The organism is Bacillus sp. YH3-2-B2 (assembly GCF_053663335.1).
In genome coordinates, this window is record NZ_JBSJQE010000003.1 from 205,322 (window position 1) to 225,949 (window position 20,628).

Genomic DNA, 20,628 nt, shown 5'->3' on the forward strand with positions numbered 1-20,628 from the left:
AAGAAAAAAGCCCGAAGAACAGTCTTCAGGCTTTTTTGGCTAATTGATCTAAATGCTCAAAAAATGTCGGATATGAGACATGGATCGACTCTGTATCACGGATGTCAATCGGCTCTTCTGTCAGGCATGAAGCGATACCGAGCATCATGCCGATGCGGTGGTCGCCGTGGCTTGACACATCGGCTCCGCCCGCAAGCGTTTTTTTGCCGTGTATTTTCATGCCGTCTTCAGTCGGTTCAATGTCTGCGCCGATTTTCCGGAGCTCTGATACGACGGTGTCGATCCGGTTCGTTTCCTTCACCTTCAGCTCCGCAGCGTCTTTAATGACAGTTGTGCCTTCAGCCTGCGTTGCCAAAAGGGCGATAATCGGGATCTCGTCAATTAAACGGGGAATGATTTCTCCGCCGATTTCTGCCGCTTTCAGAGCTGAGGTTTCAATAACCAGGTCTCCGTAAGGCTCTGCGCTGTCCGCTTCTGAAGGAATCACTTCAAGTGAAGCCCCCATTTGCTTTAAGACATCAATCATTCCCGTGCGTGTCGGGTTCAGGCCGACGTTTTTCAGCACAATCCGGCTTCCGGGAACGACAGCGCCTGCCGCGAGGAAAAAGGCCGCTGAAGAAATATCGCCGGGCACGAAAATATCGGCTCCCCGAAGCTTCTGACCGCCCGTTACGGAAACGCTCGTCTCCGTTTCCGCAAGCTCGGCGCCAAAAGCGTTCAGCATCCGTTCCGTGTGGTCTCTTGATTTATGAGGCTCAGTGACGGTCGTCGTCCCTTCAGCCTGCAATCCGGCAAGCAGCACGGCAGATTTGATCTGCGCGCTTGCAACAGGGGAGACGTAATCAATGCCTTTCAATTGTCCGCCTCTTACGGATAAAGGCGTAAACCCTCCGTCCGCTCTTCCGTCAATCGCGGCTCCCATCTGTTTTAAAGGCTCCGTCACCCTCTTCATCGGGCGCTTTGCAATACTTTCGTCGCCCGCTACCGTACTGTGAAATGGGCGTCCGGCTAAAATGCCGAGCATCAGGCGGATGGTCGTGCCGGAATTCCCGACATCAAGAAGGCTGTCAGGCTCACAAAGTGCGTCAATGCCCTTTCCGTATATCGTTACATCACTTCCGTTTTGTTCAATGGAGACACCCATTTTTCTGAAGCAGGCAATGGTGCTCAGACAATCGGCTCCGGGCAAAAAGTTTTTTACCGTTGTCGTTCCTTCCGCAAGCGCTCCGAACATAACAGAACGGTGGGAGATGGATTTATCCCCCGGAATATGAATTTCACCGTTTAAAGACGTCACTTTTTCTCTTTTCAATGTTTTCCACCTCAGTCAGCGTAAAATGTGTCATATTTGGCGCGGGATTGAATGCAAGTTTCCGCGCGCTTCCGGTCATCATCAGTCTGGAAACTGATTCTGAGAATTCCGTTAATATCTTCTCTTGTTTCGATAATGCGGATGTTGGTGATACTGATTTTTTCTTCTGCCAGTATCGCCGTAATTTCCGAAATGACCCCCGGATGATCAGGAACATCGACATAAAGGTCATAAAAGGACGGGATCGCTCCTTTTTGACGGAGCGGCAGACCGTCGCGATAATCTTTCGCTTTTTTAAAATATCCGAACAGGCTGTCCGCATCTTCATTTTCTACATAAGATTCGATCGTGTCAATCTCCCGTTTCCATTCTTTGAAGCGGTCAAGCAGTTTATCTTTGTTATGAAGAAGTATGTCCCTCCACATCGCCGGACTGCTTGAGGCGATTCTGGTGATGTCCCGAAAACCGCCGGCTGCGAAACGCTTCAAAAACGGATAATCTTCTTCAGAATGATGAGCCTGATGGACGAGGCTTGCAGCAACGATATGAGGGAAATGGCTGATAACGCTCGTTACGCCGTCATGCTCCTCGGGAGTCATCTCCACAAAGTGGGCGTTTGCCGCTTTCAAGAGTTCCTTCAGATGCGTTACTGACTCTTTAGAAGTTGATTTTCCGGGTGTTAAAATGTAAAACGCATTTTCGAATAAAAATTCTTTCGCGGCAGCGGCCCCGGATTTATGAGATCCCGCCATCGGATGGCCGCCGACAAATTGATAGTGAGCCGGAAGCACTTTGTCGGCGTAGCTGACGACTTTCTGTTTCGTGCTGCCCACATCCGTAATCAGGAGTTCATGGGTGATGTCTGATGCGGCCAGCATATCGAGCATTTTCAGCGTTTGGGCGACAGGCGTGGCGATAATGACAACAGACGCTTGCTGCGCCCCTTCCGTCAATGAGCCGGCCCGCTCGTCAATAATTCCGAGCTTCAGCGCGGCAGTGAGCTGTTCTTCCGAAATATCCACACCGATAATCCGTTTATGCGGATGCTCCTTTTTGATGGCCAATGCGATCGATCCGCCGATCAGCCCGATCCCCGCAAGCAATATGGTATCCTTCATTTCACTCATTTCCTTTTTCATCTATTTTAATAGAGCAAAGAGGTGATGCTTGATCACCTCTTATAATATTTCAGCTAAAATTGTGAGAATTTCCTCATTCTGCTCTTTCGTACCGACCGTAATCCTTAACGCTGTCGGAAATCCGAGCGCCTGTCCTGAGCGGACGATATATCCTTTTTCCAACAGGGCTTGGAACAGTTCATCCGCCGGACGGTTAAAATCAATGAGCACAAAGTTGGTTTGTGAAGGATAACAAGTTAATCCGTGAGTTTCCGCAAAATCATAATACTGCTTAAGGCCGGCTTTATTTTTCTCGACGCATTCCTGGATAAATGTCTGGTCGTCAAGCGCTGCCAGTGCCGAAGCCTGACCGATTCTGCTCGTATTGAACGGCTCTCTCGCCGGTTCAATCTGGCGGATCAGCGCTTCGTCCGCAATGCCGTATCCGACGCGCAACGCGGCAAGTCCGTACGCTTTAGAGAAGGTGCGGAGGATCATGACATTCGGATATTGCTTTAAAAGCGGAATGCTTTCTGGGTAATCTTCCGCCGTAACATACTCGTAGTACGCTTCATCAAGGACAACGAGTATATGCTCGGGAACTCTGTTTAAAAAGGCAATTAGCTCTTGCTCAGAAGTATATGTCCCCGTCGGATTATTGGGGCTGCATACCCATATGACTTTCGTCTCGCCGTCAATTGCTTCCAGCATCCGGTCCAAATCATGAGCGCCGTCACTGCGGAGCGGCACCTCGCGCACCTCAGCGCCTTCAATCACCGCATTGTGTCTGTATTGCGGGAAAGTCGGGGCGGCGGTAATCGTGTTTGCCTGATCATTTAATAAAGAACGGCAGATAATCTGCACTAGCTCATCAGAGCCGTTGCCGAAAATGATCGAAGATTCACTGACCTGCAGATGCTCACTGAGCCGCGTTCTCAAAGCGGCACTGTAACCGTCGGGATACAGCGCAAGCTGCTCAATCTCCCGATGCAGCGCATCTTTTGCGGCCTGTGAACAGCCGAACGGATTTTCGTTAGAAGCGAGTTTTACTACTTTTTCAAGCCCGTATTCCATTTTCACTTCTTCTATTGGTTTGCCCGGCTGATACGGTTTCAGCTGCCGCAGCTGTTCTTTAATCTGCAAATCCAGTCACCTCATTTTACACTGTACAGTCGTCCGAACGTCTTTGCGTATTCTTCAAATTCAAGAAGCGCATCAGCTCTTGTGCCGGGATTCACAAGCTTTGTTTTAAGCTCTTCAACTTTTTTGACAAGCGCGCTGCCGACAACGACACCGTCAGATATTTCATTCATCCCGTCAACCTGTTTGCGGTTTGAAATGCCAAAACCGACCGCCACCGGAACAGAGCTGAATTCTTTCACCTTACGGATGAAAGAGTATACAGAAGGATCGAATTCGCTGCGTACGCCCGTCACTCCTAAAGAGGATACACAATACACAAAGCCGCAGGCCTGTTCAGTAATTATTTTCAAACGGTCTTCACTTGTCGGCGCAACCAGTGAGATATAAGCGATGTTCTCCTTTTTGCATGTCATTTGCAAAAGGGCGCTTTCCTCTAATGGAAGGTCGGGTACAAGCAGGCCGTCTATGTCGTTTTCCCGCAGTAAAGCGAAAAAGTATTCTTTTTCTAATTGTAACACAGGATTATAATACGTAAAGAGGATAATTGGAATATGAACGCCGTTTTTTTTCATTTTGCCGCCAAGTTCAATGGCTTTTACGATATTCATTCCGTTTTCCAGAGCCCGTTTTGAAGCCCGTTGTATGACGGGTCCGTCCGCAAGCGGATCTGTGTAAGGAACGCCGATTTCAAGGGCAGAAGCGCCTGCATTCTGTAATGATATTGCCAGTTCAACAGAAATGTCAGGAAGCGGATCGCCCGCTGTGATAAAAGGGATAAACAATTTTTCAGAATCTCGCAGATTAAACATGTGTCTCCACCCCGTTTTCCAAAACATTCATCAGCGTATGAACGTCTTTATCTCCTCTTCCCGACAAACTGACGAGAATGATTTTGTCTTTATCCATGTCCTTTGCCATTTCAAACGCTTTTGCCAGGGCGTGGGCAGATTCAATAGCCGGAAGAATACCTTCTGTTTCAGAAAGCAGACGTAACGCGGCAATCGCTTCATCGTCTGTCACGCTTTCGTACGTTACACGGCCGCTTTTGTGCAGATAGGCGTGCTCAGGGCCGATCCCCGGGTAATCAAGGCCTGCTGAAATGGAATACGGTTCGATAATCTGCCCGTATTCATCTTGTATTAAATAGGTCATTGATCCGTGAATCACCCCGAGCGTCCCTTTTGCGATCGTTGCCGCATGCAGCGGCGTATCAATTCCTTTTCCGGCCGCCTCGGCGCCGATCAGCTCAATGTCTTCTTCTAAAAAGGCCTGAAATATGCCCATCGCATTGCTTCCGCCGCCGACACATGCAACAACCTTATCCGGGAGCGTTCCTTCAACTCGGCGGAGCTGTTCTTTCGCTTCCTCGCCGATGATTTTCTGAAATTCGCGAACGATATACGGATACGGGTGCGGACCCACTACAGAACCGATAAGATAGAAATGATCTTCACAATGCTGGACCCAATACCTGATTGCCTCATTCGTCGCATCTTTCAGCGTGCCGTTGCCGCTTGTGACCGGCACCACTTCCGCGCCGAGCAGTTTCATCCGGAATACGTTCAGCGACTGGCGCGCAACGTCTTCTTCACCCATAAAAACCGTACATTTAAAACCGAATTTTGCGGCGGCTGTCGCGGCAGCCACACCGTGCTGTCCCGCACCGGTTTCGGCGATGATTTTCGTTTTGCCCATCTTTTTAGCAAGCAGAATCTGGCCTAACGCGTTGTTAATTTTATGAGAGCCGGTATGGTTTAAATCTTCTCTTTTCAGATAGATTTTCGCCCCTCCCAAATACTCTGACACCCTGTCTGCGAACGTTAATGCAGTCGGTCTTCCGGAGTAATCAAACAATAGTTTTTTATATTCGGCATGAAAAACAGGATCATTTTTTAATTCTGTGAAAGCCGTTTCGATTTCCTCAAGGGGCCGCATCAATGTTTCAGGGACAAATTTGCCGCCGAATTCGCCGTATCTTCCGATTTCATTTGGATATGGATACATAGTGGTTCATCCTTTCTTCTAAAAGCCGGATCAGTGTTTGATCCTTGTGTCCGTTTTTTTCAATTCCGCTGGCAAGATCTATACCGCACGGACGCGATCTCAGTAAGCCGGTAATCGTTTCAGGATTAACACCGCCCGCAATAAAACAGCGCTTGCTTGCATTTTGAGCCTGCTTTCGGTACAAGGGGACACGGGCCCATGAAAACGCGATTCCCGTCCCGCCTCTCATTCCTGTCACTGAAGAATCAATGACATAGCCGTCGACAGCAGGTGTAAATTGAGCCATCTGACGGAGCGTCCCTTCCCCGTGATGGAGCGCTTTCCATATTTCCGAGCGCACAAGCGGACGGAGGCGAAGGGCATCCTCAGGCGATTCATCACCGTGAAGCTGGATGACGTCAAGTGCCAGATCAGATGCGATTTGCGCGATGTTTTCTATCGTTTCATTTACAAATACTCCGACATGTTTCTTGTCTGTCCGGACCTGCTCTTTCCATTTCCGGACCTCATCCGGCGTTACTCTCCGTTTGCTTGCGGCAAAAATAAATCCCAGATAATCCGCTTCTGAAGCTGCCGCAAGTTCATAATCACGCTTCGATCGTATTCCGCAGTACTTTAACTCAGGCTTTTTCATATCGTCACTCTCCGAACAGTCCGCGGATCGCCTTTTGCTGCGAATCCTCTCTCATTAAGGATTCTCCGACCAATACAGCCTGCGCCCCGTGCTTGTTGACGAATTGCAGGTCAGCCAAAGAACCGATGCCGCTTTCGCTGACCAGCAGGCAGCCGTCCGGCACAAGCTGCGCTATTTTTTCCGTTTGCGAAACAGAAGTACGGAACGTTTTTAAGTCCCGGTTGTTTATGCCGAGAATGTCCGGCTGAAACACTTGTAAAATCCGTTCAAGCACAGTTTCATCATGGACTTCAACGAGAACGTCCATCCCCTTCCCGCGGGCTTCCAGATAAAGCTCATGAAGCTTTGAAGGTTCCAGCGCTTCCCCGATCAGCAAAATGGCATCGGCGCCGATCCTGAACGATTCCTCCACCTGAAGGGAATCAATAATAAAATCTTTTCTCAGCACGGGAAGAGACACGGTTTGTTTAACATCTGTCAGAAATTGATTTCTCCCCTGAAAAAAACGGGTATCCGTGAGAACCGAAAGGGCGTCGGCTTTAGCCGCTTCATAATCCGCCGCAATCGTTTCCGGAACAAAATGCTCTTTAATCAATCCTTTAGACGGCGAAGCTTTTTTCACTTCGGCAATCAGCCCGATAAAACGGTTCGGGTTCAGGAGCGCTTCTTTAAAGGATCTCCGTTCAATTTGACAGGTTTCCGGCAGCACGATGGATTTGATTTCTTCTTTTTTCTGCAGAATGATTTGATCAAGCATACATTTCTTCCTCTTTCTGTTTCAGACGTTCGAGCTGCCTTTTGGCATCTCCGTTTTGAATCGCTTCTAAGGCTGTTTTCGTTCCTTCTTTCAGATCGTTTGCAAGACCTGCCGTATAAATGGCCGCGCCCGCATTTAAGGCGGTAATATGCAGAGCGGATGACGGAGCTCTATTTGCAAAAATATTCTGAATGAGAAGCGCGCTTTCTTCCGATGAACTCACTTGAATATCCTTCAATGAACCTTCTGCAAAACCGAATTGTTCAGGTGAAACGGAATATTCCAGACGTTCACCGTTTTTCAGCTCAATGATATCGGTCGGTGCTGTGATGGACAGTTCATCTAATCCGTCACGCGCCGACACAAGCATGACGTGTCTGACATCAAATTGTTCCAAAGCGCTTGCCATCAGGCGCGCTTTATCAAATGAATAGACGCCGATCACCTGCCGCTTCACCTGCAGCGGGTTGCTGAGCGGGCCCAGCAGATTAAATACGGTTCGGAAGCCAAGCTCTTTTCTTGCGGCGGCGACGTGCTTCATTGACGAATGAAACAGCGGCGCAAACAAAAACCCCATTTGTTTCATTTCAATGCTGCGTTTGACGCTTTCTGGAGTGGCTTGAATGGAAACCCCCAGCTTTTCCAGCACATCCGCGCTGCCGCTTTTAGACGAAACGGAGCGATTTCCGTGCTTGGCAACTTTAGCTCCGGCGGCAGAAGCTGTAATCGCCGCTGCCGTGGATATGTTAAACGTAGAAATCCCGTCTCCGCCTGTTCCGCACGTATCAACGACATCCGCCAAGCCACCCGCCGTCTGTGCCCGCGCCCGCATCACTTTTACAAATCCGGCAAGCTCCTCCGCCGTTTCACCCCGGTGGGCTAATACCGATAAAATCCCCCCGATCTCAGACTGCGACATGGCCCCGTTCATCATCATCTCCATCAGCTTTTCGGCTTCTCCGGTTTTCAGCGTGCGGCCATTAACGCACGATTGCAGAAATTTGTTCATCCGTCTTCTCCTCCCTGCCAGAAAAGATGTCTTCTGCGATTTGAATCGTTTTTAAAAGCGCCCCCGCTTTGTTACAGCTCTCTTCATATTCGGCTTCCGGGACGGAATCAGCGACTATTCCCGCGCCCGCCTGCACCGACGCCGTACCGTTTTTGACACTCATGGTGCGGATGGTGATACACGAATCAATTGACCCGTCAAATCCGATATAAGCGATACATCCGCCGTAGGTTTCTCTGGAAGTCGGTTCTAATTCATTTAAAAGCTGCATCGCGCGGATTTTCGGAGCGCCCGAGAGTGTTCCTGCCGGGAATGCCGACATCAGCGCATCAACCGGATGGACGCCCTGTTTTAAACGGCCGGTTACAACAGAGATGATGTGCATCACATGTGAAAAAGAAACGACCTTTGTGAATTCCGGAACGGCTACGGAACCGTACTCCGCAACTCTGCCGATGTCATTGCGCGCAAGATCGACGAGCATATAATGTTCAGCTTTCTCTTTTTCGTCATTCATCAGCTCTTTTTTGAGGCGATCGTCCTCTTCTTTTCCGGCGCCCCTTCTTCTCGTTCCGGCAATCGGATGAATTTCCAGGTGCCTGTCATCCACGCGGATCAGACGTTCAGGCGAACTCCCGACAATGTCTCTGTCAGGCAGTTTGATATAGTACATATAAGGTGAAGGATTGACGATGCGGAGCACCCTGTACAGCTCAAATGAATGTCTGGATACCGGAATGTCAAACTTTTGCGAAAGCACCCCTTGAAAAATGTCTCCGGCTTTTATATATTCTTTCAGTTTATCGACGCCGGCCATAAACTCTTCTTTTGTATAATTGGATGTCACATCGGCAAAACTTGGCGTTTCAAATGATTCTTTAGAAAAAAACGGCTCTTTCATATCTTTCGGTTCTGTCAAAATACCGATAAGCTTACGAAGCTCCGCGCAATTTTCTTTAAAAACGGCCCGCTTTTTTTCCTCCGTCTCCCGGCCGTTAAGCGCCGCATATTGAATGAAATGCACTTGTTTCGTTTCGTGATCGTACGCGATGATTTTCCGGCAGACAAACAGCATGCATTTTTCGAAATCTGTTTCTTTCGCGTGGCTCGGCACGGAAGGCTCAATCAAAGGAATCATGTCATAGCTCAGATAACCGACGGCCCCTCCCGAAAACGGGATATCAAGCTCGGGTGTTTTAATGCGGAAGCTTTCATTCATCCAATCAAGCACGGCTTTTAGTTCTCCGGCTTCAAACAGCGTATGCCCGTTTGGATCAGCGGCAGTGAATGTGTGATGACTCTCCTTAATCGTGATAAAAGGATCAAGGCCGATAAAAGAGTATCTCGACCAGCTTGACGACTCATCCTTGCTTTCTAAAAGATACGTAATGTTTCTGTCCAGTTTTTCAACCATCTGAATGGGTGTGATCGTGTCGACCGTAAAAGTCTCTGCGATTGGAATGGTGCGGTGTGTCAGACTGTCCTTTAAAAATAAAGAAATATCCGATTGTAAATTCATGATTCTCCTCCTTACGGTAAGGAGAATGAGATGAAGAGTGAGAGGAGTCTTGCGTATAAGAAATAAACCCAAAAGAAAGGCTTCTTTTGGGCAGAATAAAAACGTGTTTATCTCAGCTCAGCTAAACTCATTCTCTGCTACCCTATTCTAAACTCAACTGTTCAATATCTTACTTACCAGCTCTATACACACTCTTGTGTATTTCTAAGCTTTGTTTATCGTATTACATGTCAGTATTTTTTGTCAATGATAAATCCGGCCTTAACACAACGGCTTTTTCTAAATAGACATGCTTGATTTCATCCTGAGGCGTATCCGTCTGAACCGTCATCAGGACACGGATACACTTTTGCAGAGCGCCGGTGACATCCATTTCCTGCATGCACGTCACCGGGACGTACTGCCACCCGGAAAGGCGGCGGACCGCTTTTGCCGGAAATACGGAATGGATATCAGGCGTGGCGGATAACAGGATCTGTACAACGTCTTCCGGCTTGCATCCATTTTGTTCAATGATTTTTTCAAGCAGCTGCTGTGTTTTTTCTAAAATTTCTTGTTCGGTGTCTTGTTCCACCGTTGTTGCTCCGCGAATGCCGCGTATCATCATGCTGTTTCCTCCATTCGCCATTTGTTCAGCAAATTTTCGAGCTCATCTTTTGAAAGCATGCAGTCCCGCGCTTCGCCTAATTCTTTTAACACGATGAACTGTGTCATGCCTCCGCGCGTTTTTTTATCATTCATCATCCGGGCGGAGAGAACCGGCGTTTCAATATCTTGTCTGATGCTTCCCGGGTAGCCGAGCCCAATCAGCCATTGTGTGAGTTCTTTCCTGTTCATCTTGCAACCCGCAACCTGTTCACTCACGTAAAGGGCAAACTGCATGCCGAGGGCGACCGCATCTCCATGAGTAATCCGGCCGTAGCCGTATTCCGCCTCAACGGCATGGCCGAGCGTATGGCCGAAATTCAGAAAAGCTCTTATCCCCTCTTCCTTTTCGTCCTCACGCACGACGGCCGATTTGATTGAAATTCCTTTATAAATCATTTCATTCAGCTCAGCGCTTGTCAGTCCTTGCAACGTATCAAACGTGAGAAGTTTTTCTAAAAAAGCATGATCGGCGATAAACGCGTGTTTGATCACTTCAGCCATGCCCGATCTCAGCTCTTGTTCCGGCAGGGTTTTCAGAAGCTCCGTATCGTAAATCACCGCTTTCGGCTGATAAAACGCGCCGATTAAGTTCTTTCCGAGTTTATGGTTGACGGCCACCTTGCCGCCTACCGCGCTGTCATGGGCAAGCAGTGTCGTCGGCATTTGAATGAAATCAATTCCGCGCATAAATGTTGCTGCGCAAAAGCCGGTCAAATCACCTGTCACGCCGCCTCCGAAGGCGATCATACATGAGGAGCGGTCCATATGGAAAGCGATCGCTTCCGTTTGAATCCGTTCATACTCTTTTAGAGACTTCGCTTCTTCTCCGCTTGGAACGATTACTTTTTTCACGGGCCATGTTTCGTTTAAAAGCCGGAACATCTCATCGCCGTAAAGCCGGTCAACTTCAGCATCGATGACGAGAAGGATCTTTGTCAGCGGCCTGTTCAGTGAAGACAAAAGGGAAGCGGCCTGTTTCCTTATGCCTTCACCGATATACACGGGATATGCGGAGGAAGCTGTCCGAACCTCAAGCTCTTTCATCAGAATTCCCTCGATAGTTTTTTCATGTTTTCAACATTTTCTTTAATGCGGTCGATCTGGTCAAGCCCGAATTGTTCTACGACGGCATTTGCGATTTCCCAGGCCACTGCTGCTTCAGCCACTACGCTTGCTGCCGGAACCGCACAGCTGTCTGAACGTTCAATGCTCGCTGTAAACGGTTCTTTCGTTTCAATGTCGACGCTTTTCAGCGGCTTATACAAAGTAGGGATCGGTTTCATAACGCCGCGGACGACAATCGGCATTCCCGTCGTCATACCGCCTTCTAATCCTCCGAGCCTGTTTGTGGCGCGTGTATAGCCTTTCTCTTCATCCCATACGATTTCATCATGAACTTCACTGCCGTTTTTGCCGGCCGCTTCAAAACCGATGCCGAACTCTACGCCTTTAAACGCGTTAATCGACAGAACGGCAGCAGCGAGCTTGCTGTCCAGCTTACGGTCATAGTGGACATAGCTTCCGACACCGACCGGCATACCTTCGACGATCACTTCAACGATTCCGCCGATCGAGTCACCGTTTGCCTTCGCTTCATCAATGGCTGCCATCATTTGACGGCCTGCTTCTTCATCGTAGCATCTGACCGGTGATTCTTCCGTTACCCGTTTGAGATCCTCAATGGATGTGTAATCGGTTTTCTCTGCTTTTACGCTGCCGATTTGCAGGACATGTCCGGCGACTTTAATGCCAAGCTCCGCTAAAATCTTTTTAGCGACGGCTCCGGCCGCCACGCGAACCGTTGTCTCACGCGCGGAAGATCGTTCTAACACATTTCTCATATCGCGGTGATTATACTTAATAGCCCCGTTCAAATCTGCGTGTCCCGGTCTCGGTCTTGAAATCTGGCGTTTCATTTCACTTTCTTCTTCTTCTGTAATCGGTGCGGCGCCCATGATTTTTGTCCAGTGAGTCCAATCTTTATTCTCTACAACGAGCGCGATGGGTGAACCGAGTGTCCGGGCATGCCGCACGCCGCTTGTGATCTTCGCTCTGTCCGTTTCAATCTGCATGCGGCGTCCGCGGCCGTGCCCTTTTTGACGTCTGGCAAGCTCAAAATTAATGTCTTCTTCAGTTATATAAAGCCCCGCAGGCACACCTTCTATAATTGTCGTCAGCTGCGGGCCGTGTGATTCTCCGGCTGTTAAGTATCTCATTTCTTTCTTCTCCCTTCATCGCATTAACGCTTTTAAGTAAAACTATACCACAAGTTTTCATTAAATGTCTTCTATCTTTTTTGATAAAAAAATGTATCAGTGCTCTCAAGGCCGAATTTTTCCGGGCTGAAAATCTGCTCTGTGCTTCCGACAAACAGAATTCCGTTCTTTTTCAGGCTGCCCGCCATTTTTACATACAGCTCTTCTTTTGCTTTTTCAGTAAAATAAATAAAGACGTTGCGGCAGACGATCAGATCAAAATCCTGTTCATAGCTGTCGGCGAGCAGGTTGTGCCGCTTAAACCGGATGTTTTTTTGAATCTCTTGTTTTACTTGATAACTGTTGTCAGCCTGCTTGGTGAAATAACGGCTTTTCACGGAAGCCGGCACCTCTTGCAGCGAGCGTTCCTGATAGATGCCCCGCTTGGCTTTGCCAAGCGCCTTTTCATCAATATCTGTCGCCAATATATCAAATCCGGCCAAACCCGCCTGCTGACTGAGAATCATAGCCAAAGTATAGGGTTCCTCCCCCGTTGAACAGGCCGCACTCCATATTTTTAACGGTTTGTTATGCTTTATTAACGGAAGAATTGAGGTTTCAAGAACTTCCCACCGTTTATAATTTCGGTAAAATTCAGAAACATTGATCGTCATCCTGTCCAATGTTTCATTTAATAAAAGCTTGTCTTTCTCCAAAGCGGCGGCAAATTCCTGAAAATCTTTGAATCCCTTTTTTTCATAAAGGGACGTCAGCCGTCTTTTCATCTGTGCTTCTTTGTATAAAGATAAATCAACGCCGGTTATTTGTTTCCACTTGGTGATAAAAATTTCGTAAGGCTCCATTGCTTCTCTCCCAATCTCGCTGTCTTTTGTCCTAGTATAGCCTGTTTTCTTTCTAATTTGTACGATTTCAATAAAAAAATCAGCCCGCAGGCTGATTTGTGAGAAATGAAAAGACAGGGCAGCGCAGCCTCTGTCTTTTTTAAAATATGTAAACCTTTTCATAACAAGAGAAAAAGAAAGGCTGACGGCTTAGTACACCCAGTCGGCCATTAATTTTTGATACGGTACAAGCTCTTCCTGTTTGAAGAAAATGTCAATTTCCCGCTCAGCGCTTTCTAAGGAGTCTGAACCGTGAATGATATTTTTGCCGACAAACATGCCGTAGTCACCGCGGATCGTGCCCGGCAGTGCATCTTTCGGGTTCGTTTTTCCGATCAGCTGTCTTGTGATCTCTACTACATTTTCCCCTTCCCATACCATTGCAAATACGGGTCCTGATGTAATGAATTCCACAAGCTCGCCGAAAAACGGCTTCCCTTTATGTTCAGCATAATGGTTTTCAGCCATCTGTTCTGAAACTTGCATTAGCTTGGCTCCTGCCAATTGTAAGCCCTTACGCTCAAATCTGGATAAAATCTCTCCGATCAGCTGGCGCTGTACGCCGTCCGGTTTTACCATGATAAAAGTTTTTTCCATAAGATTCTCCACCCCATCATTATGTATAGGCTTTCAAGTTGCACACCGAAATCGTAACATCTTTCTGACAATTAATCAATCCAGGGCGGAGAATGTTCACATCTTGTTCGTAAAAGGAATTTAAAATTTCCGTTTGCCGATATATTTGGCGATGGCGGCCAATGATGAGCGCGCCCGTCCTCTCGGCAGTGTATTCAGTTTTTCAAACGCTTTTTTTAAGTACCTGTCACTGACGGCCATTGATTTTTCAATTGCGTCTGTGCGTTTAATATTTTCAATAATGGGGGCGAGCTGCTCCTGTGTTGTTTCACTGTTAATTAATTTCAGCTGATTTTTCAATTCAGGCTGACGGAGCGCGTACAAAACGGGCAGAGTGACATTTCCTTGCAGCAGATCCCCTCCGACCGGCTTTCCCAGTTCCTCTTCCGTTGAAGTGAAATCAAGAATGTCGTCAATAATCTGGTAGGACATGCCCACGTAATAGCCGAACCAATATAATGCTTTGTGAATCTTCTCATCAGCTCCCGAAGCGATGGCGCCGAGCTGGCAGCTGACGGCAATGAGAAGAGCCGTTTTCCGTTTGATGCGGCGCAAATAGGTTCTGAGGTTTTGTTCCATATTGTATTTATCTCTGATCTGTTCAATTTCTCCGAGGCATACTTCTACGATGGTTTTGGACAGGATCCGGTGGGCTTTCGGCTCATCCAATCTCGTCATCATCTCCAGTGAGCCCGCAAGCATATAATCACCGGTATACATGGCGATACGGTTGTCCCACTTGGCTTTGATGGTCGGTTTTCCCCTCCGCAGCTCGGCGTCATCAATGACGTCGTCATGCACGAGGGACGCCATATGAATCATTTCCAGCGTCACCGCAACATATTTTATTTTATTAATGTCATAGTCGCCGAACATGCCGGAAAGCAATACGAAAACAGGGCGGATCCGCTTGCCTCCCGCCTGGAGCAGATGGAGCCCGGCTTCACTCAGCAAGGGATAGTCTGACCGCACCGTTTGCTCAAGTTCCCTTTCGATCACATCAATATCGTCATTTAAAAAAGAATAGGCCATTTTAAATTTCATATCATTCACCCAAACATCTGTATATTCATCATTTCCAACCGATATGCGTAGCGGCCACTCCGCCGGTAAACGAATGGTATTTGACATTCGTCAGGCCCGCTTCTTCAAACAGACGCGCAAGTTCTTTCATACCGGGAAATTCTCTTGCCGATTCTTGAAGCCAAGAATATTCTTTATAGCTCTTCGCAAACATTTTTCCGAAGAAAGGCATGATGTATTTAAAATATAGAAAATATGCCTGTCTGAATCCGAACATTTCCGGCTGGGATGTTTCCAGACATACGACCTGCCCGCCCGGTTTGACGACCCGCCGCATTTCTTTCAGCACGGTCAGATAGTCGGGAACGTTCCGCAGCCCGAAGCCGATGGTGACAAAATCAAAAGAATCATCAGCGAAAGGAAGCTCCATCGCATTTCCGTGCAAAAGTTCAATTTGGCTGTAACCGCCCTCTTTCACTTTTTTCTCGCCGATGCTCAGCATATTTTTGCTGAAATCCAGTCCTTTGATTTCGCCGCTTTTTCCGGCCGCTTCTGCGAGGGCAATCGTCCAGTCAGCCGTTCCGCAGCAGACATCAAGCGCTTTTGCGCCTTCTTTTACATTCATGATCTGCATCGTTTTATCGCGCCATTTTTTATGCTGCTGAAAACTGATAACAGAGTTCATTTGGTCATAATTTTTATAGATTTTTTCAAACACGCCGTGTACGCGCTGTTCTTTTGACTCCTGCATGTTGATTACCCTTCTTCCACTTTCTGATGATATGTTTTGTCCTGGCTGATCGCCTTAAGCCGGTTCAGCATGAGGTTTTGGATTGGTGAATTGAGCGGCAGCAGCGTTTCAATGCTTTGCTTTGCCTTTCGGAAGCTATCTTCCATTATGTCAGCCTTTGATTTCCCTGACTTTACAATATTGCCGATGACATCGAGAAATATAGCATTGCCGTTCATCAGCCGCTTATATACAAAAAAATCACTCGCCAGCTCTTTCCAGCGCGGAAGATTAAAGTGGTCTGACACTCTGTGAAACAGGGCCGCTTCCACAATCGCCATGCTTTCGATCAATTGATTCAAGTCATTGACAGACCGATCGTACAGACGGATTTTATGCTCATTGATTTCTTTAATTGCCGTAGCGAGCGTCCGAATCATATAGATATCCTTCATTTCAGATAAAAGCGAATAATACAGTCCGCTGAAATAGTCGCCGGCAAGCACGGTGAGCTGCCGGTTTTTATTTTCGTCTCGCTTTAACGCTCTGGCTGTTGTCACTTCATCGTGGGTATCAAGGGCGCTTTGGACAAGCATCGCAGTTACTATGTAATTTTCTCTGTCGTTGTTCTTAATGTCCGCCTCTTCAAACAAAGCGTGAAAAAGAAGAAGCTTATCCTCATCGATTTTAGGCGCGGAAATATGTTTCGCTAAATAAGGATGAGACAGCTTTTGTTTTAATTTCGTATTTAGATTCGCTAAAGTTCCGTAGATGTCTTGCAAAAATATCACCCTTGTCCCCAAATTCACATTTATTCTAATATGTATGAGATTTACTCGTCATTATTATACGCAGGTATCATTATAGCATAAAAAAAAGAAATTGGCTGTATTCTCCCGCCGTTTGCGGGCATTTGGCAAAAGCGGGAAACAGCCGGCTTATTTTTTTTCGCTGTTCATTTCTCCGTAAGCGGTCTGGATGAGGGCGTTGCCTCTCACTTTGATGGCAGAGGTATGCTCAGTAAACTGAGCGATAATCACTTCGCCTTTGTCCAGTTTTTCGGAATGGTGAAATTTCGTATCCGTTCCTCTCGTTAAACCGATGACGTTCACGCCGTCCTCGACCGCTTTAATGACGACAAAATCACTTGAATGCTTTGAATTCATATCTGCACCCTCTATCATTATTAATCCGCACGTTTAATATGTTCTAACACTTCGGAACGCGCCGCTGCGTCATCTTTAAAAATACCTCTTACAGCGGAAGTCACTGTTTTTGCGCCCGGCTTTCTTACGCCCCTCATCGTCATGCACATATGCTCAGCTTCGACGACAACCATGACACCGTGGGGATCTAAGGTCTCTACGATGCTTTCTGCAATCGTTGAAGTAATGCGCTCCTGCAGCTGCGGGCGTTTTGAGACGGCTTCCACCGCCCGTGCCAATTTACTCAGGCCCGTCACTTTGCCGCCGCGCGGAATGTAGGCAATATGCGCTTTTCCGTAAAAAGGAACAAGGTGATGTTCACACATGGAATGAAACGCGATATCTTTTACAAGAACAAGCTCCTCATGGTCTTCTCCGAAAACGGTTTTAAAGTGTTCTTTCGGGTCTTCATTTAATCCCGAGAATACTTCCGCGTACATTTTTGCCACGCGTTTCGGCGTATCTAAAAGCCCTTCCCGGTCCGGATCTTCTCCAATCGCCTCTAAAATCTGGCGAACCGCCTGTTCAATCTGTTCTTTATTAACTTCTTTCATTGTCTGTGTCCTCCACCATTGAATACATTTAATTTCGATTCTAGCACATTTGCCGCGCCAAAAGCAAAACGAAAGTCCTGCCCGGTGACCGGGGCTGCTTAAATATGAAAAGCCCCTTTATCAAGGGGCTTTTCTGTGAAGAAACAAAGTGTATGTATCAGATGCATACACGATCTATATTCACAATTATTTTCCTGCAACAGCGTCTTTAAGAGCTTTACCTGGTTTGAAAGCAGGTACTTTGCTTGCAGGGATTTCGATTTCTTCACCTGTTTGCGGGTTACGTCCTTTACGTGCAGAACGCTCGCGCACCTCAAAGTTACCGAAACCGATCAGTTGGATTTTATCACCGTTTTTAAGTGCATCTAAAATCGTATCAAAAACAGAATCAACTGCTTTTGTAGCGTCTTTTTTAGACAATTCGCTTGCTTCAGCAACCGCATTGATTAGTTCTGTCTTGTTCATGCCTTTCACCTCCTCCCAAAAGGGTATCAAATCAGCAGTTTATTATCATTTCTTCACAGTTCAGCCTGATTCTAAACCTGTCTGATAAAAAATCAAAGCAGGGAAGAACAGACAAGTAAACGGCTTTTCATAAGAAAACAGACACTTTGAGGAATGTTTGTCCAACAAAGTGAAGATTTTCTGTATGTAGAGTAACACATATAAAAAGCCATATCAAGCATTTTAAAGCCTCAATCCCTTGCTCGTCAAGGTTTTCACGTGTTTTACCGAACAAATATTCCTTTTTTTGCTTTTTCCTCCTAATCCTTGATTGATTTCCAGTATCTAAAAAGAATAAAAAAAGACCCCCCGTTTCAGGAAGAGGTCCTTCAGCTTACAAAATAATGGCGATCAGGCCGCCTGAGCCTTCGTTAATAATTCTCTCAAGCGTTTCTTTCAGTTTGTATCTCGCATTTTCCGGCATGAGTGACAGTTTTGCGGAGATTCCTTCTCTTACGATAGAGCTCAATGATCTGCCGAAAATATCGGAATTCCAGATAGAAAGCGGATCATCTTCAAAGTCCTGCATTAAGTAGCGGACAAGCTCTTCACTTTGTTTTTCTGTCCCGATGATCGGTGCGAATTCACTTTCCACATCCACTTTGATCATATGAATGGACGGAGCGACCGCTTTCAGCCTTACTCCGAACCTTGATCCCTGCCTGATGATTTCCGGTTCATCCAGGCTCATATCGGTTAAGGCCGGGGCGGCAATGCCGTAGCCGGTCTGTTTCACCATTTTCAGCGCATCTGATACCTGATCATATTCTTTTTTCGCGTGGGCGAAGTCCTGCATTAATTCAAGCAGGTGGTCTTTCCCGCGGATTTCAACGCCGACCACTTCTTTTAAAATCTGGTCATATAAATGATCCGGCGCATACAAATCAATTTCTGCGACACCCTGGCCAAGTTCGATTCCGGCCAGACCGGCGCTTTCAATAAATTCAAATTCACTGAAGTGGCCGACAACCCGGTCGACATCGCGCAGGCGTTTAATATCTTTTACGGTTTCTTTCACTGATTCCTGATAGCTCTCTCTGAGCCAATGATTTTCTTTCAGCACCATGACCCAGCTCGGAAGGTTGACATTGACTTCCAGCACAGGGAACTCGTAAAGCGCTTCTCTGAGGACGCTTAACACATCTGTTTCCCGCATGCTTTCAACACTCATGGCGAGGACAGGAATATCATATTTCGCGCTTAATTCAGCTCTGAGCGCTTCTGTTTCCGGGTGGTACGGTTTTACCGAGTTGATGACCATAATAAACGGTTTGCCGACTTCCTTCAGCTCGTCGATGACTCTTTCTTCCGCTTCCACGTAATCGCCCCGCGCAATATCGCCGATTGAGCCGTCTGTCGTAATGACGACCCCGATTGTGGAGTGTTCCTGGATGACTTTTCTCGTACCGATTTCCGCAGCCTCATGAAAGGGAATCGGTTCTTCGTACCAAGGTGTATTGATCATTCTCGGACCGTTTTCATCCTCATATCCCTTCGCCCCGGGAACCGTATATCCCACACAATCCACAAGACGGATGTTGACATCAAGCCCTTCCGCGACATGAACGGACATGGCTTGATTCGGGACAAATTTTGGTTCTGTGGTCATTATCGTTTTTCCTGCTGCGCTTTGCGGAAGCTCATCCTGCGCCCGCGCTCGGTCGGCCTCATTGCTGATATTCGGGAGCACCACAAGCTCCATAAATTTTTTAATGAATGTAGATTTCCCTGTACGGACAGCGCCAACGACTCCTAAGTATATATCGCCTCCTGTTCGTTCAGCGATATCCTTGAAAATATCGACCTTTTCCAAGTGATCCCCTCCCGGACTTCCTATCCTTATCATTTTTCATTCACCATTCTCCAATCAAATACAGGACACTATATGTGTATGACGTTGTCCTATTTCAATATGACATCTTTAGAAAATTTTCAGGCAGTCTTTTCTATCAAAATCAAAAAAACCTTTCTCCCTATTTGTATGCGCGGGAAAAAGGTTCATTCCTGTTTCGTTTGACTTTCTAAAAAAACGGGTTCCTGTTTTTCATTTACGGTGTATGTGACTGAAAAGGCCGGGACGAAAGGAGTCTCTTTCCATAAAATATCCTGAATTTCCGCGCCCGGTTTGATTTTCTTTTTGTTTTCCTTCAGGCAGCGGGCGAGATCGACGCGATAGTCGGCATAGATTTCTCCGTCAGCGCCGATTAAAAGCGGCAGAGACGTGCCTGAAACCGGACTTTTGACTGAAGGAGAGTCTTTCATGCCGAGCTTTTTTTCATTTAAAGTGAACAGCCCTTTTGAAACGGCGTCCTCATAGGGAGGATATGTATGCTTTTCCTGATACATTTTGACACGCAGCTTCATGTCGCGGATTGCTTCCGCCATTTGGAGATCGACCAGCTTGACGGTCGGCTTATTTTCCACATCGACAAGCACGTATTGGTACATTCCTCCGCTTTCATAAGCTGAGGCCGGCGGCTCCTCTATGTATCTGGGCGCGAGCCGCTTAAAATCTATCGGATATTTTTGATAGAGCGGTGTTTTCATATCTTTTGTCTGAATCGGCAGAAGTCCGCCGTTCGCCTTTTTAAATTCATCCACTGCCGCTTGCACCTGCTGAAGCTGATGTTTGTAAGATACTTTATTTTCAGTTTTTTTCGCTTCAGGGTACAGACAGCCGGACAGCAGAAGCACCGCCATTGCCGTTATGACGGCCATTTTTAACTTATGCATTC

Annotated in this window: 22 protein-coding genes; all 22 read right to left on the minus strand. The window is 47.1% G+C overall.

Translation table 11 applies throughout. The features are described from left to right. Positions 1-25: 25 nt before the first annotated feature. The 22 genes from aroA to ACWJJX_RS11340 all read right to left on the minus strand — a co-directional run bounded on the left by aroA (position 26) and on the right by ACWJJX_RS11340 (position 20,626). Positions 26-1,312 (minus strand): 3-phosphoshikimate 1-carboxyvinyltransferase, encoded by a 1,287-nt coding sequence (gene aroA / locus ACWJJX_RS11235; RefSeq protein WP_077722519.1) that lies wholly within the window; start codon positions 1,310-1,312, stop codon positions 26-28. Positions 1,313-1,323: 11 nt separating this feature from the next. Further along, entirely contained in the window at positions 1,324-2,439 is a 1,116-nt protein-coding gene (locus tag ACWJJX_RS11240) for a prephenate dehydrogenase (RefSeq protein WP_071392574.1), read from the minus strand. A 51-nt stretch (positions 2,440-2,490) separates the two neighbouring features. Continuing rightward, on the minus strand, positions 2,491-3,573 hold the full coding sequence (gene hisC, locus ACWJJX_RS11245; protein WP_077722520.1) for a histidinol-phosphate transaminase: 1,083 nt from the start codon (positions 3,571-3,573) through the stop codon (positions 2,491-2,493). A gap of 11 nt (positions 3,574-3,584) precedes the next feature. After that, positions 3,585-4,382, minus strand: a complete 798-nt coding sequence (gene trpA / locus ACWJJX_RS11250; RefSeq protein ID WP_007612229.1) for a tryptophan synthase subunit alpha — start codon at positions 4,380-4,382, stop codon at positions 3,585-3,587. After that, positions 4,375-5,577, minus strand: a complete 1,203-nt coding sequence (gene trpB / locus ACWJJX_RS11255; protein ID WP_077722521.1) for a tryptophan synthase subunit beta — start codon at positions 5,575-5,577, stop codon at positions 4,375-4,377. The genes trpA and trpB overlap by 8 nt, the downstream gene beginning before the upstream one ends. Continuing rightward, the gene (locus ACWJJX_RS11260) at positions 5,558-6,211 is read right to left on the minus strand and encodes a phosphoribosylanthranilate isomerase (protein WP_014305306.1); all 654 of its coding nucleotides are present in this window, start codon (positions 6,209-6,211) and stop codon (positions 5,558-5,560) included. Before ACWJJX_RS11260 ends, trpB begins: the two co-directional genes overlap by 20 nt. A gap of 4 nt (positions 6,212-6,215) precedes the next feature. Then, positions 6,216-6,968: an indole-3-glycerol phosphate synthase TrpC gene (gene trpC / locus ACWJJX_RS11265; RefSeq protein ID WP_003153467.1), complete on the minus strand. Its 753-nt coding sequence runs from the start codon at positions 6,966-6,968 to the stop codon at positions 6,216-6,218. Next, the gene (gene trpD / locus ACWJJX_RS11270; protein WP_043867246.1) at positions 6,961-7,977 is read right to left on the minus strand and encodes an anthranilate phosphoribosyltransferase; all 1,017 of its coding nucleotides are present in this window, start codon (positions 7,975-7,977) and stop codon (positions 6,961-6,963) included. The genes trpC and trpD overlap by 8 nt, the downstream gene beginning before the upstream one ends. Beyond that, complete coding sequence (gene trpE, locus ACWJJX_RS11275; RefSeq protein ID WP_454022986.1) at positions 7,949-9,496, minus strand: anthranilate synthase component I; 1,548 nt, start codon at positions 9,494-9,496, stop codon at positions 7,949-7,951. Before trpE ends, trpD begins: the two co-directional genes overlap by 29 nt. Before the next feature lie 223 nt (positions 9,497-9,719). After that, a complete protein-coding gene (gene aroH, locus ACWJJX_RS11280) occupies positions 9,720-10,103 on the minus strand; it encodes a chorismate mutase (protein ID WP_003153463.1) in 384 nt (127 codons plus the stop codon). Then, the gene (aroB, locus tag ACWJJX_RS11285; RefSeq protein ID WP_454022987.1) at positions 10,100-11,188 is read right to left on the minus strand and encodes a 3-dehydroquinate synthase; all 1,089 of its coding nucleotides are present in this window, start codon (positions 11,186-11,188) and stop codon (positions 10,100-10,102) included. Before aroB ends, aroH begins: the two co-directional genes overlap by 4 nt. After that, the gene (gene aroC, locus ACWJJX_RS11290) at positions 11,188-12,360 is read right to left on the minus strand and encodes a chorismate synthase (RefSeq protein WP_003153459.1); all 1,173 of its coding nucleotides are present in this window, start codon (positions 12,358-12,360) and stop codon (positions 11,188-11,190) included. Before aroC ends, aroB begins: the two co-directional genes overlap by 1 nt. 71 nt (positions 12,361-12,431) lie before the next feature. Continuing rightward, complete coding sequence (locus ACWJJX_RS11295; protein WP_015388067.1) at positions 12,432-13,202, minus strand: protein-glutamate O-methyltransferase; 771 nt, start codon at positions 13,200-13,202, stop codon at positions 12,432-12,434. A 189-nt stretch (positions 13,203-13,391) separates the two neighbouring features. Further along, entirely contained in the window at positions 13,392-13,838 is a 447-nt protein-coding gene (gene ndk, locus ACWJJX_RS11300; protein ID WP_003153455.1) for a nucleoside-diphosphate kinase, read from the minus strand. Positions 13,839-13,958: 120 nt separating this feature from the next. Beyond that, complete coding sequence (gene hepT, locus ACWJJX_RS11305; RefSeq protein WP_003153454.1) at positions 13,959-14,921, minus strand: heptaprenyl diphosphate synthase component II; 963 nt, start codon at positions 14,919-14,921, stop codon at positions 13,959-13,961. A 28-nt stretch (positions 14,922-14,949) separates the two neighbouring features. Then, positions 14,950-15,651 carry a demethylmenaquinone methyltransferase gene (gene menG / locus ACWJJX_RS11310; protein ID WP_003153453.1) on the minus strand — a complete coding sequence of 234 codons (702 nt, stop codon included), beginning with the start codon at positions 15,649-15,651 and terminating at the stop codon, positions 14,950-14,952. Positions 15,652-15,656: 5 nt separating this feature from the next. Further along, complete coding sequence (hepS, locus tag ACWJJX_RS11315; RefSeq protein ID WP_007409455.1) at positions 15,657-16,412, minus strand: heptaprenyl diphosphate synthase component 1; 756 nt, start codon at positions 16,410-16,412, stop codon at positions 15,657-15,659. Positions 16,413-16,568: 156 nt separating this feature from the next. Next, a complete protein-coding gene (gene mtrB / locus ACWJJX_RS11320; RefSeq protein ID WP_003153449.1) occupies positions 16,569-16,796 on the minus strand; it encodes a trp RNA-binding attenuation protein MtrB in 228 nt (75 codons plus the stop codon). Positions 16,797-16,816: 20 nt separating this feature from the next. After that, positions 16,817-17,389 carry a GTP cyclohydrolase I FolE gene (gene folE / locus ACWJJX_RS11325; RefSeq protein WP_003153448.1) on the minus strand — a complete coding sequence of 191 codons (573 nt, stop codon included), beginning with the start codon at positions 17,387-17,389 and terminating at the stop codon, positions 16,817-16,819. A 186-nt stretch (positions 17,390-17,575) separates the two neighbouring features. Then, the gene (hbs, locus tag ACWJJX_RS11330; RefSeq protein ID WP_003153447.1) at positions 17,576-17,854 is read right to left on the minus strand and encodes a non-specific DNA-binding protein Hbs; all 279 of its coding nucleotides are present in this window, start codon (positions 17,852-17,854) and stop codon (positions 17,576-17,578) included. A 373-nt stretch (positions 17,855-18,227) separates the two neighbouring features. Then, positions 18,228-19,706 carry a stage IV sporulation protein A gene (spoIVA, locus tag ACWJJX_RS11335; RefSeq protein WP_003153438.1) on the minus strand — a complete coding sequence of 493 codons (1,479 nt, stop codon included), beginning with the start codon at positions 19,704-19,706 and terminating at the stop codon, positions 18,228-18,230. 185 nt (positions 19,707-19,891) lie between these two features. Next, entirely contained in the window at positions 19,892-20,626 is a 735-nt protein-coding gene (locus tag ACWJJX_RS11340) for a hypothetical protein (protein WP_071391684.1), read from the minus strand. Between the last annotated feature and the right edge of the window lie 2 nt (positions 20,627-20,628).